This window comes from Aestuariivivens sediminis (assembly GCF_022662105.1).
GTDB lineage: Bacteria > Bacteroidota > Bacteroidia > Flavobacteriales > Flavobacteriaceae > Aestuariivivens > Aestuariivivens sediminis.
Map to the genome: position 1 here is coordinate 33,018 of NZ_JAKMCP010000001.1, position 18,025 is coordinate 51,042.

General features: G+C 38.7%; 13 protein-coding genes. 4 read left to right on the forward strand and 9 right to left on the reverse strand.

Annotated elements, in window-relative coordinates:
• Positions 1–27 precede the first annotated feature (27 nt).
• The 4 genes from MR054_RS00115 (at position 28) to MR054_RS00130 (ending at position 5,122) form a co-directional block, all read left to right on the forward strand.
• Positions 28–948, forward strand: coding sequence for a DUF368 domain-containing protein (locus MR054_RS00115; protein WP_242086244.1), 921 nt, complete (start codon positions 28–30; stop codon positions 946–948).
• Positions 949–1,968 (forward strand): DUF368 domain-containing protein, encoded by a 1,020-nt coding sequence (locus MR054_RS00120; protein WP_242155045.1) that lies wholly within the window; start codon positions 949–951, stop codon positions 1,966–1,968.
• Positions 1,961–2,701, forward strand: a complete 741-nt coding sequence (locus MR054_RS00125) for a shikimate dehydrogenase family protein (protein WP_242155047.1) — start codon at positions 1,961–1,963, stop codon at positions 2,699–2,701. Before MR054_RS00120 ends, MR054_RS00125 begins: the two co-directional genes overlap by 8 nt.
• A 108-nt stretch (positions 2,702–2,809) precedes the next feature.
• Positions 2,810–5,122, forward strand: a complete 2,313-nt coding sequence (locus MR054_RS00130; RefSeq protein WP_242155049.1) for a DUF349 domain-containing protein — start codon at positions 2,810–2,812, stop codon at positions 5,120–5,122.
• A 128-nt stretch (positions 5,123–5,250) separates the two neighbouring features.
• Here MR054_RS00130 and mazG read toward each other — a convergent pair whose 3' ends face one another.
• The 9 genes from mazG to guaB all read right to left on the reverse strand — a co-directional run bounded on the left by mazG (position 5,251) and on the right by guaB (position 17,902).
• The gene (mazG, locus tag MR054_RS00135) at positions 5,251–6,024 is read right to left on the reverse strand and encodes a nucleoside triphosphate pyrophosphohydrolase (RefSeq protein WP_242155051.1); all 774 of its coding nucleotides are present in this window, start codon (positions 6,022–6,024) and stop codon (positions 5,251–5,253) included.
• An 86-nt stretch (positions 6,025–6,110) separates the two neighbouring features.
• Positions 6,111–8,378: an aconitate hydratase gene (locus tag MR054_RS00140; protein WP_242086230.1), complete on the reverse strand. Its 2,268-nt coding sequence runs from the start codon at positions 8,376–8,378 to the stop codon at positions 6,111–6,113.
• Positions 8,379–8,559: 181 nt separating this feature from the next.
• A complete protein-coding gene (locus MR054_RS00145) occupies positions 8,560–9,702 on the reverse strand; it encodes an acyltransferase family protein (protein WP_242155053.1) in 1,143 nt (380 codons plus the stop codon).
• Positions 9,699–10,820, reverse strand: coding sequence for an acyltransferase family protein (locus MR054_RS00150; RefSeq protein WP_242155055.1), 1,122 nt, complete (start codon positions 10,818–10,820; stop codon positions 9,699–9,701). Before MR054_RS00150 ends, MR054_RS00145 begins: the two co-directional genes overlap by 4 nt.
• Positions 10,821–10,855: 35 nt before the next feature.
• Positions 10,856–11,809, reverse strand: a complete 954-nt coding sequence (locus MR054_RS00155; protein WP_242086218.1) for an AAA family ATPase — start codon at positions 11,807–11,809, stop codon at positions 10,856–10,858.
• A gap of 3 nt (positions 11,810–11,812) precedes the next feature.
• On the reverse strand, positions 11,813–13,243 hold the full coding sequence (locus MR054_RS00160) for a peptidylprolyl isomerase (RefSeq protein WP_338081484.1): 1,431 nt from the start codon (positions 13,241–13,243) through the stop codon (positions 11,813–11,815).
• Positions 13,227–14,078, reverse strand: a complete 852-nt coding sequence (locus tag MR054_RS00165) for a peptidyl-prolyl cis-trans isomerase (protein ID WP_242086207.1) — start codon at positions 14,076–14,078, stop codon at positions 13,227–13,229. The genes MR054_RS00160 and MR054_RS00165 overlap by 17 nt, the downstream gene beginning before the upstream one ends.
• Positions 14,079–16,031, reverse strand: coding sequence for a peptidylprolyl isomerase (locus tag MR054_RS00170; protein WP_242155057.1), 1,953 nt, complete (start codon positions 16,029–16,031; stop codon positions 14,079–14,081).
• Between the two features lie 398 nt (positions 16,032–16,429).
• Positions 16,430–17,902 carry an IMP dehydrogenase gene (gene guaB, locus MR054_RS00175; RefSeq protein WP_242155065.1) on the reverse strand — a complete coding sequence of 491 codons (1,473 nt, stop codon included), beginning with the start codon at positions 17,900–17,902 and terminating at the stop codon, positions 16,430–16,432.
• Positions 17,903–18,025: the final 123 nt, after the last annotated feature.

An 18,025-nucleotide genomic window follows, 5' to 3' on the forward strand; every position in this document is an offset into this window, starting at 1 on the left:
CTTTGATTTTCCGCAAAAAATCGGTGTATGCAAAGACGATTAATCGATTACTTAGTCATTTTCTCAAAAGGTATTGCCATGGGAGCAGCCGATGCCGTCCCGGGTGTTTCGGGAGGCACAATTGCGTTCATTTCTGGTATTTATGAAGAATTAGTAACGACCATAAGTAATATCAACCTCTCTCTTTTAAAAACCCTTTTCAAAACAGGACCGATGGCCTTTTGGAAGAGATTAAACGGTAATTTTTTAATAGCCCTACTTCTGGGGATGATGGTAAGTTTTGTGAGCTTTATGAGACTGGCAAAATATTTACTTGAGAATCATCCCATTTTAATATGGTCTTTCTTTTTTGGACTTATAGTGGCTAGTATCTATTTTGTAGGAAAGGAAATAAAAAATTGGAACCATTACATGGTAATGGCCTTCGTCATTGGTGCTGTCGCCGCATTTTATGTTAGTAAGTTACCGTCATCTGCGACCATTGAAAGCCCCTGGTTTTTATTTTTTGCCGGGGCCATAGCCATTTGTGCGATGATTTTACCTGGTATTTCCGGATCCTTTATCCTCATTATTTTAGGAGCCTATAAAACGCTGAGTGATGCTTTACACGATTTCAAAATTAAGGAAATATTAATCTTTATCACCGGGGCAGGAATAGGCATTATTAGTTTCAGTCACATTTTAAAATGGCTTTTTAAACATTACCGAAACACAACTTTGGCCTTGTTGACCGGCTTTATATTTGGTTCGTTGAATAAGGTCTGGCCATGGAAAAAAACCTTAACATGGCACACGAATTCAGAAGGATTAAAACTCCCGCTATTGCAAGAAAGTGTTTCCCCTTTTTTGTATGAAGGCCATAACCAGTTACTTTATGCCCTACTCTTAATGTTTATTGGTTTTTTAACTATTTTTATTTTAGAAAAATTAGACCCTAAAAAAACGTAAATGCAAAGTACCAGAACCCTTACTGATAAAATGTTCCTCATCCTAAAAGGACTAGGTATGGGTGCCGCCAATAAGGTGCCGGGGGTGTCAGGGGGAGTCGTAGCCTTTGTTGCCGGGTTTTATGAAGAGTTTATTTATTCCCTACAGAAAATAAACCGTAAAGCCTTTAAGCTATTAATAAATGGTCGATTCACGAGTTTCTTCAACTATATAAACGGCCGCTTTTTAGCCTTGCTGTTTTTCGGTATGGTGGTGAGTTATTTTAGCGTTTCAAAACTGTTGGATTATCTTTTTGTGCGTTATGAATTGTTTGTTTGGAGTGTATTCTTTGGAATGATTGTGGGTTCCATTTATTATATAAATAAGGATTTCAAAGATTGGAACTACAAAACCTACACCTCGCTAGCGATAGGTATTATTTTAGGGGTGAGTATTAGTTTTCTCCATCCGGCCAAAGAAAATGACAATTTGTGGTTTGTATTTTTTTGCGGTATTATTAGCGTCTCAGGCATGACGCTTCCGGGATTTTCGGGTTCCTTCATCCTTATATTGTTAGGGAATTATGTACTCCTGCTAGTCGATTCAGTCAATGCCCTCTATGACACGTTTTATGATATCCTAAATGGTAAATTTTTAGTGGCAGCGCATCCCGAACGACTAAACCTATTGAAAGTTTTGGTGGTTTTTACTTTAGGTTCTGTAACGGGTCTGGTTACATTTTCACACGTATTAAGCTATATATTAAAGCATTACAAAAGCATAACCCTCTCTACAATAATTGGATTCATCATTGGCTCCCTTGGAGTGGTATGGCCCTGGAAAAAAACGATTTACAAAGTAGGTGATAATGGCGCTTTCTTGTTTGATTCCACGGGAGAAAGAATTGTTGAAAACTATCAACGGTATATCCCTAAATTAAATTCAGAAACACTATATGCTATCCTATTTATTTTTTTGGGAATTCTAATTGTTTTAGCTTTGGAAGCTTATGGTGCCAAAACAAGAAAATCCAATGCATAAACTCGGACTCTTAGGTAAAAATATATCCTACTCCTTTTCAAGGGCTTATTTTAAAAACAAATTTGAAAGCGAGCGTATTACGGATTGGAGCTATGAGAATTTTGATATCGATCACATAGAGGCATTCGCCACAATTTTAAAAAATACGCCCAATTTAAAAGGTCTGAATGTTACAACACCTTATAAACTGGCAGTCATTCCATACTTAGATCAATTGGACAAACAGGCTCAAGAAATAGGGGCGGTAAATACCATTAGAGTAACCGGAGATGGGAAACTGGTGGGGTATAATACCGACTGCTATGGATTTGAAAAATCTATTGCTCCTTTATTGAATTCAAACCATAATTCGGCGTTGATCCTGGGTACGGGAGGCGCAAGCAAAGCCATAGCATATGGTTTAAAACATCTTGGCATACCGTACAAATATGTATCGCGAACGGCCTCAAACCATGTAAGTTATACCTACGACGATCTAACGGAAACCATCATTAAGCAACACTTCATTATAATAAATTGTACGCCTCTCGGGACCTTCCCTAATGTAAAGGCCTGCCCGGACATTCCTTATGGGGGCATAACCGAAAATCACGTGTTGTACGATTTAATTTATAATCCAAACGAAACGTCTTTTCTTAGAAAGGGTAAAGAACATGGAGCGACAATTTGTAATGGACTAAAAATGTTAGAATTGCAGGCAGAAAAATCCTGGTCCATATGGAATTTAGACTAAAAACGCGCTATTCGGGTACTTAAAATCTGGCTTCTCTTTGTAAATCCTCAGGTTGTTAGTATATTTAAACTTTAAATGATATTCTTAACGACCCTAAACATTTTTAAAATGTCTGAGACTGATAACCTGCATAAAGCAGAAGGAGAACAAGAAATTAATAAAGATTCTAGCTCAAAAAATAATCAAGAGATTACCGACGATAAGGAGTCAAACACCACAGATTCTGAGGTTCAGGAAACCCAGACCGTGGAGGAAACTGACGCAGTGGAAACTGACGTAGTGGAAACTGACGTAGTGGAAACTGACGTAGTGGAAACTGACGTAGAGGAAACTGACGTAAAGAAAGTTGGCGTGGAGGAAACTAACGCAGAGGAAACTGAAGTTGATATCCCTGTTGGTGAGGACACAGAATCTATAAAAAATACCCATAGCGATTCGGAACCGGCTGAGGATAACATCGTTAATGAAAATAAAGTTACTGAGGTTGTTTCTGCGACCTCTGATAAAACATCCGATTCCGAAACCAATGTGAATGATCCTATAGCACAAGAGGATGAGGGTCCTGTTTCAAAATCCTCTGATGCCGAGGCGAAAGAGACTTCAGAAAACGATAGCGATAAAAACGATGATGAAGTCTTAGATGAAATAGAAGCCTCAAATGCTGAGGATGCAGAGGACGAAGGCAATAAAGACCGGCATAGAATTGAGGTAAAAGAATACGATAATATGTCTTTAGAGGCCCTGGCCATTGAGCTCGAGAGGTTATTAAAGCAAGAAAAAGTTCAGGCCATAAGATCACATGTGCAACAAATTAATAATGAATTCAAAACAAAATTTCAGTCCCTTGTCGATGAAAAAAAGGCAGAGTTCGTTAATGAGGGCGGCAATGAAATAGATTTCTACTATAACTCCCCGGTCAAGAAAAGGTATAAAAAAGCCTATAAAGATTACCGTAGTAAGCTAAACGAACACTACAAGAACCTCGAACAGACCTTTAAACAAAACCTGGTCGAAAAGCTTGAGATTATTGAAGAACTTAAAGGCTTAATTAATATTGAGGAAAATATAAATACCACCTATAAGCACTTCAAGGAATTACAAGAACGCTGGCGTAATACCGGACCTATTCCCAGGGACAAATACAATAACGCATGGAACAGTTATCACCACCATGTGGAGATGTTTTATGACTTCCTGCATCTGAATAGGGATCTCAGGGATTTGGATTTTAAGCATAATCTCGATAAAAAGCTTAAAATTATTGAACGAGCCGAAGAACTGGCAAAGGAGGACAATGTATTACATGCCTTTAGAGAGCTCCAAGAACTCCATAAAATGTGGAAGGAAGAACTGGGTCCGGTAGCAAAAGAACATCGTGAAATCATTTGGGAACGCTTTAAAACAGCTACAAAAGAGATAAATGATAAAAGGCAACTCTATTTTAAAGAAATAGACAAAGTTTACGAAAAGAACTTAGAAAAGAAGGAAGAGATTATTGAGCAGATACATTCCTTGGCTCAGGAGGAGATAAATACACACAGTGGTTGGCAGAAAAAAATTAAGGAAGTCGAATCTTTAAGAAATAATTTTTTTAATGCAGGGAAAGTCCCTTTACGGGTAAACGAGGCCACATGGGCAAAATTTAAAGACGCTGTCCGCAAATTTAACAGAAAAAAGAACGCCTTTTATAAAAGCCTTAAGAAAGAGCAATACAACAATCTTCAAAAAAAGTTGGAGCTTATTAAAATTGCTGAGGACAACAAGGAAAGTGATGATTTTACAACGGTTACCCCCTTGATGAAAAAAATTCAAAGTGACTGGAAAAAAATTGGTCATGTTCCACGAAAGGATAGTGATAAAATATGGAAACGCTTTAAAACGGCCTGTAATCATTATTTTGATAGAATTCATGATAAAAAAAACACAGCCAACCAATTGGAGCTTGAAGCTTTTAACAAAAAACAAGACTTCCTCAGTAAGATCAAGGATATGACCTTAACAGGAGACAAAACAAAGGATATTGAATCCATAAATGAAATGATTTCACTTTGGAAGGAAATGGGACGGGTCCCTTATGACAAACGCTATATAGAAGGCAAATTCCATAAGGCACTTGATGGTTTATTTTTAAAATTAAACATGGATAAGAATGAAATTGAAATGATTAAGTTTGAAAATAAACTGGAACAGTTAAATAGCGAAGAAGACTCCAAACACTTGGATAACGAACGCGCATTTATAAGTAAGAAAATTGACGAAATTAAGGGGCAAATCAATCAGTTAGAAAACAATTTACTATTTTTCACCAATGTGGATGATGACAATCCTGTGGTAAAAGAAGTTCACAGTAATATTAAAAGACATAAGGATACTCTAAAACTTTGGAAGAAGAAATTTAAAAAGATCAAGGAACTTTACTAAGGTATTGTCATATTTTAAAAACCACTGAATGACGGCCTTGATTCATCTGTGGCCATCCCCGTTGCTTTTATAGAATAGGTTAACAAAAAACCACATTACGCTTTATTTTAGTTACTGCGCCGCAGGTCCTAAAGCTGTTTTGCCTCTTCCCAAAACACATCCATCTCGGCCAATGTCATTTCCTTTAAAGGCTTATTCAAACTTTTGGCTTTATGCTCCAGGTATTGAAATCGTCTTGAGAATTTTTTATTGGTTCGCTCTAATGCGTTTTCCGGATTTATATTTAAAAATCGTGCATAATTCACCATCGAAAACAAGACATCGCCAAATTCATTTTCTATGGCTTCCTTATTACCTGATTTCAGTTCCATCTTGAATTCGTTAAGTTCCTCCTCTACTTTTTCCCACACTTGATTAGGGTTCTCCCAATCAAAACCCACTCCGGCCACTTTATCTTGAATCCTATTGGCCTTAACCAGAGCCGGTAAACTTTTAGGCACACCTTCCAAAACGCTTGATTTACCTTCCTTAAGTTTTAATTTTTCCCAGTTACGTTTAACATCTTCTTCATTATCAACCTTTACGTTACCGTAAATATGGGGATGTCTGTCAATCAACTTATCACATATACTATGACATACATCGGCTATATCAAAATCCCGGGTTTCACTCCCTATTTTGGCATAAAATACAATATGCAGCAACAGATCCCCCAATTCCTTTTTAACTTCCTCTAAATTGTTGTCCAGGATAGCATCACCAAGTTCATAAGTTTCTTCAATGGTTAGGTGTCGAAGCGACTCCATGGTCTGTTTTTTGTCCCATGGGCACTGTTCGCGCAATTCATCCATAATGGTTAACAACCTGTCAAAGGCTTTAAGTTGTTGAGCTCTGAGATCCATAACATATACTTTTAAAAACGAGAAAACCTGATAGGGTTTTAAAACAACCCTATCAGGTCTAAATATACTCTAAATGATTAATTTTATTAAGCGTTTTGTTTTTTAATTAAGTTTAAAGCAGAACCTTCCTTAAACCAAGCGATCTGGGTTTTGTTGTATGAATGATTCAGCTTAACGCTGTCTTTTGTTCCGTCTGAATGGACAATTTCCAAAGTTAATGGCTTGTCCGGAGCAAAGGCATCCAGGTCTAAAAAGTTGAAGGTATCATCCTCCTGAATAAGGTCATAGTCATTTTCATTGGCGAAAGTTAAACCTAACATCCCTTGTTTTTTAAGATTGGTTTCGTGGATTCTCGCAAACGACTTCACAATAACGGCAACGACACCCAGGTGTCTGGGTTGCATAGCAGCATGCTCTCGGGAGGACCCTTCACCATAATTATGGTCTCCAACCACAATCGTCTTAATACCGGCCTTTTTATATTCCCGCTGAACATCTGGAACACCTCCGTATTCACCAGTCAATTGGTTTTTAACAAAATTGGTCTTTTGATTAAAGGCATTTACAGCCCCTATTAAAGTATTGTTGGCAATATTATCCAGGTGCCCTCTAAAACGTAACCAGGGACCGGCCATGGAAATGTGATCGGTAGTACATTTACCAAAAGCCTTGATCAATAGTTTTGCTCCGGTAATGGAGTCCCCAATGGGCTCAAATGGCGTTAATAATTGCAAACGTTCCGATTGTTCATCAACGATAACCTCAACATGACTCCCATCTTCAACAGGTTCCAGATAGCCATTATCCTTGACTTCAAAACCTTTTGGAGGCAATTCCCATCCTGTTGGTTCATCTAGCATCACCTCTTCACCATTTTCATTGATCAAGGTATCGGTTAACGGATTAAAGTCCAACCGTCCTGCAATAGCAATGGCGGCCGTTATCTCAGGTGAAGCGACGAACGCATGTGTGTTAGGGTTACCATCCGCTCGCTTGGCAAAGTTTCTGTTAAAAGAGTGCACGATGCTATTTTTCGGTGCATTTTTTGGATCTTTATATCTTGCCCATTGCCCAATACAAGGACCACAGGCATTAGTGAATATTTTAGCATCCAATTTTTCAAAAACCGCAAGTATACCATCGCGTTCAGTGGTGTACCGCACTTTCTCAGATCCCGGATTAATACCAAATTCAGCTTTAGTCTTTAATCCTTTATCCAAAGCCTGTTGGGCAATTGACGATGCACGTGATAAATCTTCATAAGATGAATTGGTACATGACCCTATTAAGCCCCACTCCACTTTAATGGGCCAATCATTAGTTTTAGCTTTTTCGGTCATTTCCTTACCTACGGGTGTCGATAAATCCGGAGTAAAGGGACCATTTAGTAAAGGACTTAACTCTGATAAATTGATTTCTATAACCTGATCAAAATAGTGTTCCGGGTCGGCATAAACTTCCGGATCGGCCGTTAAATAACTTTTAATGGCGTTAGCCGCATCCGCAACATCTTCTCTTTCGGTTGCACGTAAATACCGTTCCATAGACTCATCGTAACCAAAAGTAGAGGTTGTCGCTCCTATTTCGGCACCCATATTACATATCGTGCCCTTTCCGGTACATGACATGGCTACAGCTCCCGGTCCGAAATATTCCACAATGGCTCCAGTACCCCCTTTTACGGTAAGGATCTCAGCAACTTTTAAAATGACATCTTTGGGTGCCGTCCATCCGGATAACTTTCCTGTTAGTTTTACACCAATTAATTTGGGAAACTTAAGCTCCCAGGCCATTCCGGCCATCACATCAACGGCATCTGCCCCTCCAACTCCAACCGCTACCATCCCTAAGCCACCGGCATTAACGGTATGGGAATCCGTGCCAATCATCATACCCCCGGGAAAAGCATAATTTTCCAGAACAACCTGATGAATGATTCCTGCTCCCGGTTTCCAAAAACCAATACCATATTTGTTGGAAACAGATTCTAAAAAGTTAAAAACCTCACTGCTTACGCTGTTGGCGTGCTTCAAATCTGCAGTAGCTCCGTCTTTAGCCTGAATAAGGTGATCACAATGTACTGTTGTTGGAACGGCTACCTTGCTTTTTCCTGCCTGCATAAACTGCAACAATGCCATTTGTGCCGTAGCATCCTGACAGGCAATCCTGTCCGGAGCAAAATCGACATAATCCTTACCCCTTACAAAAGCCTTTGTGGTCGTTCCTTCCCATAAGTGATTATATAAAATCTTTTCTGAAAGCGTTAACGGTTTTCCAACCACCTCACGTGCTTTATCCACACGATCGACCATTCGGTTGTAAACCCCTTTAATCATGTCTATGTCAAATGCCATATCTGTTGTTTATTATATTAATGTTTTTAAGTCTCGCAAAGTACAAAATTAATGCAAAGATTTAAAAATAAACACCCAAGAATACCCTACTTTCCATACAATTTTGTTATAGTTATATTGTTAATAAAAATAGATTGAACGATTCTCATTTTTTAGGGTTCAATGCCCCTGTTTTTTTAATTTATTCACTAAAAAACCGCATGTTTCTAAACGATTCCCTTAAATTGGTGCAAGGGCTTTCAAAATAGGTATAAACCAAATAGGAACCAAAATAGGTTGCCATAAGATACACCAACAGGCACAACATCTGTTGCCAAATATCAAGACTGTTAAAATCGAGCCATAATTGCATCAGATACAGGATAAACGTATAATGTAATAAATACATGGCATAGGAATATAAACTAATGTTTTTAATGATAGTGGCATATCGTTCTCTGGGTGGTTTTAAAAAGTAAAACAGCGGCATTATTAAACAAAGCCCTATGGAATTTAACGGCAAGTACAGCACGTTCCAATAAAACGGAAACTGTTCTATGGTAACTCCCATTAAAGGCATTATTATGAGAACAGCGACACATAGCACCAACCCTAAAAAAAAGAAAATATATTTGGCGCGCTCTAGTTGCGTTTTATATTTATTAAAATAATACACTAAAATAAATCCATAAAAAATAGCATCCAATCTATAAATAACAATAGACTTTAGGCGAGCATTCCAAATATTTAGGGAAGGCACAGATTCCATGACAGCGCTATAATAATACCATTTGGTCACAAAAAAAAGCAGCACCAAAAAAATGGAAACAGCAAGGAATAATGTCTCTTTATTCTGAACCTTTTTGAAAACCTTGTGGCCTGTATAAAGGCATAAAGGTGCCAGAACATAGGCGTATTCCTCTACGGATAAACTCCAGGATTCCGGAAAAAATGGGGTATGATAATCCCAAAAATTCTGCAAAAAGAAGAGGTATTTCCAAAGATTTTCCGGTAATCCATAGCCAACAATTAAGGCAATAATTATATTGACCAAAAGCATTGTGTAATACAAGGGCAATGTTCTGAACCAACGCCTTATCCAGAAGTACAGCACGTCCCTCCAGTGCAGTGTCGTGGTATTCAATAATCGCAAAAGCAATCCTCCAATTAAAAACCCACTCAGGACAAAAAACAATTCAACCCCTTGCACTCCCAATATCTGAAATCCTTCAAAATCATAACCTTGAAAAATATAATTGGCATGCGAAATGACTACCATTCCAATGGCCATGGCACGGTAAACATCCAACCCATATATTCTTGAGGATCCTGTTTTCAAATTCATCTCGGGAATTTTTGATCTCTATAACGTAAAATCGGTTTCTCAAAATATAGGTAAACCGCGTTCGAAACTGTAAAGGTCATCAGCATAAATAAGGTAACCATACCTATCTTTAACCATAATCCCCATCCTTCTGTAGCAATCCATTGTTGCATATGTAATAATATTAACGAATAATTTACCAAATACAAGGCATAAGAGCGCGTACTGATAAATTCAATTACCGGGTTTAAGCCCGCAGTCCCTTTTAAAGCTATGATATAAGGAAACAGGAGTAACAAAGACACGCCTATAACCTGCAAATAAATCAAGGTATAAAACCACAGATGGGTTTCAGGCACCAGGGCAAAGCCATACATACAGGCATGAAGAACCAAAAACACCAAAAGCCCAACCACAAATAACCTGTATTTATGGTTTCGAATAAAGTTGGAAAAGGATTTTACACAATAAACGGCTAAAAACCCATAGTAAATACTATCCATTCTATAAATCACCACTTTTCTAAAGGACGAACTCCATTGGTGATAATCCGTAATCTCAGTATGTAAAAGGTATTGGATTTTAAAAATCGTCAGTAATGCTATAACGCCTATGGTCGTGATAAAAAACACCTTTTTTCCAGACTTCTTTTTGAAGCTTATACTTGCCAAAAAAAGAGCAAAGGGTAACACAATATAGGCAAACTCTTCAATGGACAAACTCCAGGCTTCTGTAAAAAAATCAGGATGGCCCCATGAAAAATTTTGAAGAAAAAACCCATAAAGAATGGTATTTTCAGGTAAGGGTAATCCAATTATTAGGGCAACAACAACATTCAAAACTAAAATTAGAAAATAATTGGGTAGGGTTCTTAACCAGGGTCTTTTCCAAAACTTAAACAGCCTTGACCATTTTAAATTTTGTTCATTATTTATGACTTTAAGAAGGATACCTCCAATTAAATACCCACTTAATACAAAAAACAAATCGACTCCTATCGCGCCCATTGCCCTTATACTATTCAAAAGCAGGGTATCGGATTGAGGAAATAACAAAAAGGTACAGTGGGATAGTAACACGAGGCTTATCGCCAGGGCACGCAAAAGATCTAAACCAAATATTCTGTTTGTTTTAATCAACTACATCGCATAAAGGTCTCAATGTACTATTTTTTTTAAAACAAGTCTTTAATGATTTCATTTTCGGATATCCCTTCAGCCTCAGCCTTGTAGTTCTTAATGATTCGATGTCTGAGGACACTATGGGCCACAGCTTGAACATTTTCCATATCCGGGGAAAATTTACCATGAATTGCAGCATGTGTTTTGGCAGCCAATATGAGATTCTGTGATGCTCTTGGCCCGGCACCCCAATCAATATAAGTCTTTACCAAGTTGGTTGCCGTAGGGCTATCCGGTCTGGTTTTCCCAACCATGGATACCGCATACTCAACAACATTATCCGGCACGGGAATTCGGCGGATTAAATGATGGAAATCAATAATCTCCTGAGCCGTGAACAAGGGGTTCACCTTGTTTTCCACATCAGTGGTAGTTGTTTTTACAACCTCAACCTCCTCTTTAAACGTAGGGTATCCCAAATAAATAGCAAACATAAATCGATCCAACTGGGCTTCAGGTAAGGGATATGTTCCCTCCTGTTCAATGGGGTTTTGGGTGGCTAACACAAAATAAGGTAAACTCAATTTATAGTGATGACCTGCCACTGTTACCGCCCGTTCCTGCATGGCTTCCAACAAAGCCGCCTGAGTCTTGGGCGGAGTCCGGTTTATTTCGTCGGCCAAAATGATGTTCGCAAATATGGGCCCCTTTACAAATTTAAAATGTCGGTCCTCATCCAGAATTTCACTCCCTAATATATCGCTTGGCATTAAATCCGGTGTAAACTGGATGCGTTTAAAATCTAATCCTAAAGCTTGTGCAATGGTATTAACCATTAAGGTTTTGGCTAAACCAGGCACCCCAATAAGTAAAGAATGTCCCCCTGAAAAAATGGACACTAATATTTGATCAACAACCTCATTTTGACCAACAATAACTTTAGCTATTTCGTTTTTTAAATCTTTATAACGTTTTACAAACTGTTTTAAGGCAGCGACATCGGACATATATTATTTTTTTAACCAGTTACTAGAAAAATCACAATCTCTATATTCTCCTCCTATTTTAATATAAGTATCCATAATTTTTTCTGATTGCCATTTCTCTATGGCCCTAATTCTTTTTTCTTGCAGAGCCAGGTCCTTAATTTTTAAAAAATCCTGGGCATAATCCGCCTTATGCTCATCCACGCGATCTGTAACGGTTAGTATTACAAATTTAATATCCCCGGTGCGTTCCTGATCGCTCAATACAAGACTCACCTCTCCATCCTCCAGGTTTTGAATTTGTGTGTATAAGTCCGTATCCATTTTGGTCAATTCAAAATTATAGTCCTGGGTTGTTGGATTTATTAGCTGTCCTCCCTCCGCTCGAGTTTCTTCTTCATCACTGGCCTCCAGTGCAGCATCCGCAAATGAAATGTCCCCATTAACAATGCGCTGCCTAATTTTTTCCAAGCGGTCTTTGGCTTCTTTTATGGCCTCATCGGATACTTTCGGTCTTAATAAAATATGGCTTACATCATATTCCTGCCCTCTAATTTTCTGCAGGTGAATGATATGAAAGCCAAAGTCGGTTTCAAAGGGTTCGGATATCTCGCCTTCCTGAAGGGAAAATGCCACCTGCCGAAATTCCTTCACCATTCTGGGTTGTTTTCTGTGTAAGGTATATTTATAACCCGACTGTTTTAAACCGGGGTCTTCACCATATAAAATAACCTTAGATCGAAAACTGGCACCATTTTCCTCAACATCGGCTTTAAATTCGTTAAGTCTATCGATAACTTTTTGCTTTTCCTCCTCCGATACTTTCGGTTTGGATACAATACGGGCAACCTTCAATGTGGTTCCAAAAACAGGGCGTTCATCTTCAGGAATATTATTGAAATAGGCTCGTACCTCTTCGGGCGTAATCTCGACGTCTTCAACAACTTTGGATTGCATTCGCGCAGCTAATTGGTTCGCTTTATTAATTTCAAACATTTCATCCCTGAAACTCTTTTCGTCTTCCTTTTTATAAAATTCCAACAGCCGTTCCATGGAACCGTTCACCTGCTGTAAAAATTGTTCAATCTGATAATCTACGTTTCTGCGAATGTCAGCATCAGACACTTCAATACTGTCTTGAATAGCATGATGTGCATACAATTTATCCTCCAACAGCTTTCCCATTAACTCGCAATTAGAAATATCTTTGGTATTATATCCGCTTGCTTCGAGTTGGATCCTGTTTTTAGGAATATCGGACTCCAGAATAATATAGTCTCCCACTACTGCCGCTACACCATCTACCTTAACGGCATTGGTTGTATCCACCGTTTTAACAGCTGCTTTAACTTCCAGGTCCTCCTCTTCAATAACCTCTTGTGCGGAGATGAGGTTTAAGGTAAAGATAGACAGGCCAAATACTATTTTTAACCTGAAATTATTTGAAAATTTCAAATTGCTTATTTTTAATTGCATCTTTTGTAATGTCTTTTTCTATTTGCTTAATGAGCTCCAATTTTCTCTTGTTAACAACGATTTGATCAATGGTTGGCTTCACGTATTCCAACGGGGCCGTTTCGTTGCGTAATAGAACATCGTTAATTTGCATCAAATATACTCCTAATGAATCTTTGAGTTGTATAAAATTAGATTTTTTTAACAATTGGTTTTTATTCTCAGAATTTAAAACCGGAATCTTATCTATAACCTGACTCACTTTTACCCAAATGGAATCGTTCAATGAATAGGATTTAAACTGAATGGATAGCGAATCGAGTTCATTTTTATCCTCTGCATTAAAACGCTTGAATCGCTTTTCTATGTTTTTAAAGTTATTAATAGTCTCTACAACATTGATGTACCTGAACTTAACCAATTCCTCATTAAGTTTAAATATAGCTTTGTTTTCAAGGTAATAGGCCTCTGCCTCCTCAATAGCGACCACAGTGTCCACACTTCGGCTAACCAAAGCTTCCAAATAGGCCTTGGCATACAAATCATTTTTATACTGATTAACCAATCTATTGAAGGTTTCCTGTTTGTTCACACTTAAATTGAGTTTGGCACCATCTAAAAGTAACTGCTGCGTCGCCCAACTCTTAATATAGTTTTGAACCAAAAGTATACTATCTTCCCTGGATGTATCTTCGGAGATCAATCCCTGGATATCCTCTTCATACAAAAAAGAATCATTTACACGGGCAATAGCCACACGGTCGTCTGTAGTTTTAAAAAATTTACAGGACGTTATAATGCTACATGATAAGACTATCCAAATTCTAAAATACACCTAATTATTTTTAACGGTTTGCTTTACTTGATCCAGTACTTTTTGATCGACACGTACCTCGTATTTCTTGCGTAACGCCTTGACCCAATTTTCCTCCTTAAAGTCCTGATAGTCACTTATAACAGCGCCTTTGGCCTCGTCAAAGGATTTTATGGATGCGGGAAGTATCTCCTTGGTTTGCACCAAAACAAAGCCTGAGTTATGCCGATAAATTTTCGATAAACCCATTTTAAAAGTATAGGCTTCAGGAAGCGCCTGATGACCGGCATCCATGATCCCCGTCGTAAAAATCACCTCGATATTGGTGTTACTGTTTACCAGATTTTTAATTTTATCCAAAGCCAGCCCCTGTTCCAATAATTGAGCGACTTTCTTTAAGGTTTTTTGCTGAGACGATGAGGCGACTATCGCATCGATCCGCTCAGGAACATGGTAATTAGATTTATGGGTTTCATAGAACTGTTGTAATTCGGTTGAATCGTTTCCGGCATTCCAAATGGTAGACTCCATAAGATCAAACAATAACAACCCATCTCTGTATTCACCCATTATAAGAGCAAAATCCTTGTTTTCCTGTTCCAAATTATCTTCCCGATAGGTCACTAAATTACGATTTAAAAACGCATTATAATGTTTCAAAACCACATCTTTAAAGGGTGCTCTGTTATTAAACCCACGTTGACTGTCTAGCAGATAGGATCCAAAATCGTTGTAGGTCAATGTCCGATCACCAATGGTAATTAGGGGTTTATTTCCCTGAAAATCTTCGGGAAGTCTCCAACTTCGGGTAAAATAATTCTCATTTAACAGGGACGCAAAATAGTCTAATGCCGGTGGCTCACTGCCCACCTTGTAACGTTGTCTTAATTTCGCATAGAGTGCTTCATCAATAAGTCGGGACCTGTCATCCCGTTTCACCTTCACTTCCAACTCAGGTTTCATGACTTCAAAAGGAGCCACAGGTGTTTTCTCATAAAGTTTAACAATATGCCATCCAAACTTCGTTTTAAAGGGCTGCGATACATCTCCTATATGCTCTAAACTAAAAGCGACCTCTTCAAATTCCGGTGCACTTAATTGACCTCCCGAAAAGGGTTTCAACAGGCCTCCTTTTGATGCAGAGCTTTTATCCTCTGAAAACTGTTTGGCCAATACTTCAAAATCACTGCCTTGATTTATTTTTTTATAAATCTCATGAATCCTGGTTTCGGGGCTTCCATGAAGGGTGTCCTTGCTATTAAATCCAATCATGATATGAGCCACCGTTCTTTCCCCTCGTGATTTTCTCTTATCAAAAACTTTAAGAATATGATATCCAAATCGCGTTCTAAAAGGCATTGAAATTGCTCCAACGGGGGTATTGAAGGCTGCATTTTCAAATTTATAAACCATTTTAAACCCTGTAAAATATCCTAATTCCTCTCCAAAAATAGTTTTCCCGTCGTGAACTTGTTTTCTTACCACTTCAAAACCTTCGTTCAATGCACGTTCCCTAAGCTTATGTATTTCATGATATGCCGCTAATGTATCCTGAGGACTTGCATTTTCATCTACCCGAACCAAAATATGGTTGGCCTTTACATCATGGGATATACGGTCATAAGCTTCCTTTACCAGGGCCTCTGTTACCCTGGAATCTGAAATATAGCTTTTGGCCAATTGGTTTCTATAGGTATTGAGTTCACGACTGTAGCTTTCTTTTTTATCCAAACCCAGGGCTTTGGCCTCTTTTAATTTTAGCTTATAATTGATGTAGAGCGATAAATATTCATCTACATCCTTTTGCGATTCATCCTGGACCAGGTCGAGGTTTTTATTATACACCCTTAAAAACTCCGACACATAAACCGGTTCGCCATCCACCGAAAAAAGCATGGGGTCTTCATGGGATTGCGCATAGGTTTTTATAAAAAGAAATAGAACGAATACAACTGAAAAATACTTTATCTTCATTTGGTTAAATAGCTTTAGCAAGTCACAAAAATAGTAATATATACCTATATTACAAGTCGTTTAATACAACGAATAAAAAGCAATTCTAGTATCAAATTATGAGTTAAACCTTTACATTGAAATTTCAGTATAAGGATATACTGCTACTATTCCCGATTTAAGATTGGCCTCCCTAATGGCCATACGCCTTCCCATAATGACATACAGGTAAAACTGACGATCTCCCTGAAGGAAATAACTACAGGCCGGGATGCAGATATTACATCAGCTTGGTTGATCTCACTATACAGGTGGTCAGCCCCCTTTTTATCTGCCCCTAACACCAAACGGAAAAAGACGTGCAAGCTCAAATCCTTTTACAGATGTATTAGTGTTATTTGCTTTATTATAATTATCCTTTACCTCGAATAATTCGGAGACTCCTTGGTAATGGTCACGTTGTGGGGATGGCTTTCATTGATCCCACTCGAAGTTATTTTAACGAAGCGTCCATTTTCCTTTAAAGCTGCAATGTCCTTAGCCCCGCAATACCCCATACCTGCTCTTAAACCACCAATAAACTGATGGATGCTTTCGTACAGGTCTCCTTTGTAGGGTACCCGTCCAACAATACCCTCGGGTACTAATTTTTTAATATCGTCCTCAACATCCTGGAAATATCTATCCTTACTACCTTCTTTCATGGCTTCCACCGAACCCATGCCACGATAGGACTTAAATTTACGCCCTTCGTAAATAATGGTTTCACCGGGAGATTCTTTGGTCCCTGCCAACAGAGATCCTAACATCACACAGTCTGCACCGGCAGCAATGGCTTTGGGTATATCCCCAGTATATCGAATACCGCCATCGGCAATAACAGGTACACCACTTCCTTTTAAAGCTGCAGCTACCTCCAATACGGCAGAAAATTGAGGGAATCCTACACCTGCGACAACACGCGTTGTACATATAGACCCCGGGCCAATCCCAACTTTTACCGCATCGGCTCCAGATTCGGCCAAATATTTCGCAGCTTCTGCCGTCGCGATATTACCGACAATCACATCCAATTCGGGAAATTTTTTCTTAATTTCCTTTAAGACCCCTACCACACCTTTGGTATGTCCATGTGCCGTATCGATCACCACGGCATCAACGCCGGCATTAACCAATGCCTCAGCTCTATCTACGGCATCTCCGGTAACACCAATGGCTGCTGCAACTCGCAGTCGGCCATATTGATCTTTGTTGGCAATGGGTTTTTGACTTAACTTGGTTATATCCCTGAAGGTAATTAATCCGCATAATTTATAATCCTCGTCAACAATAAGCAGTTTTTCTATTTTATGGGCTTGAAGTATAGCTTCGGCATCCATCAGGGAGGTCCCAACCGAGGCGGTAACCAAATTTTCGCTGGTCATCACCTCAACAATGGGTTTTTTAATGTCATGCTCAAAACGTAAATCACGATTGGTCACAATGCCCTTTAATTTACCGTCTTCATCTACTATGGGTATGCCTCCGATACCATGCTCAGCCATAGACTGCTTGGCATCAATAACTTTTGCGGTAAGCGGCAAAGTTACAGGATCTATAATCATCCCGCTTTCGGCGCGTTTAACACGTCTTACTTTCAGGGCCTGGGCTTCAATGGTCATATTTTTGTGGAGTACTCCAATACCCCCTTCCTGAGCCATGGCTATAGCCATTTTACTTTCGGTAACGGTATCCATTGCCGCCGATATAATAGGTACATTAATGGTAATATTACGCGTAAATTGAGTTTGAATGTTCACTTCGCGTGGTAGGACTTCTGAAAATGCTGGAACTAACAGGACGTCGTCATAAGTAAGACCTTCGCCAACTATTTTGTTTTGATGTGCAGTCATGTGCAATTACGTTATAATTGCGTGCAAATTTACATATTTTTTTCCATTATGACTTAACAAATAACACCTTATTTAGGCGCGGTGTCATTTCCAAAAAACGGGGGTCGAAAAATACTAAGGTCT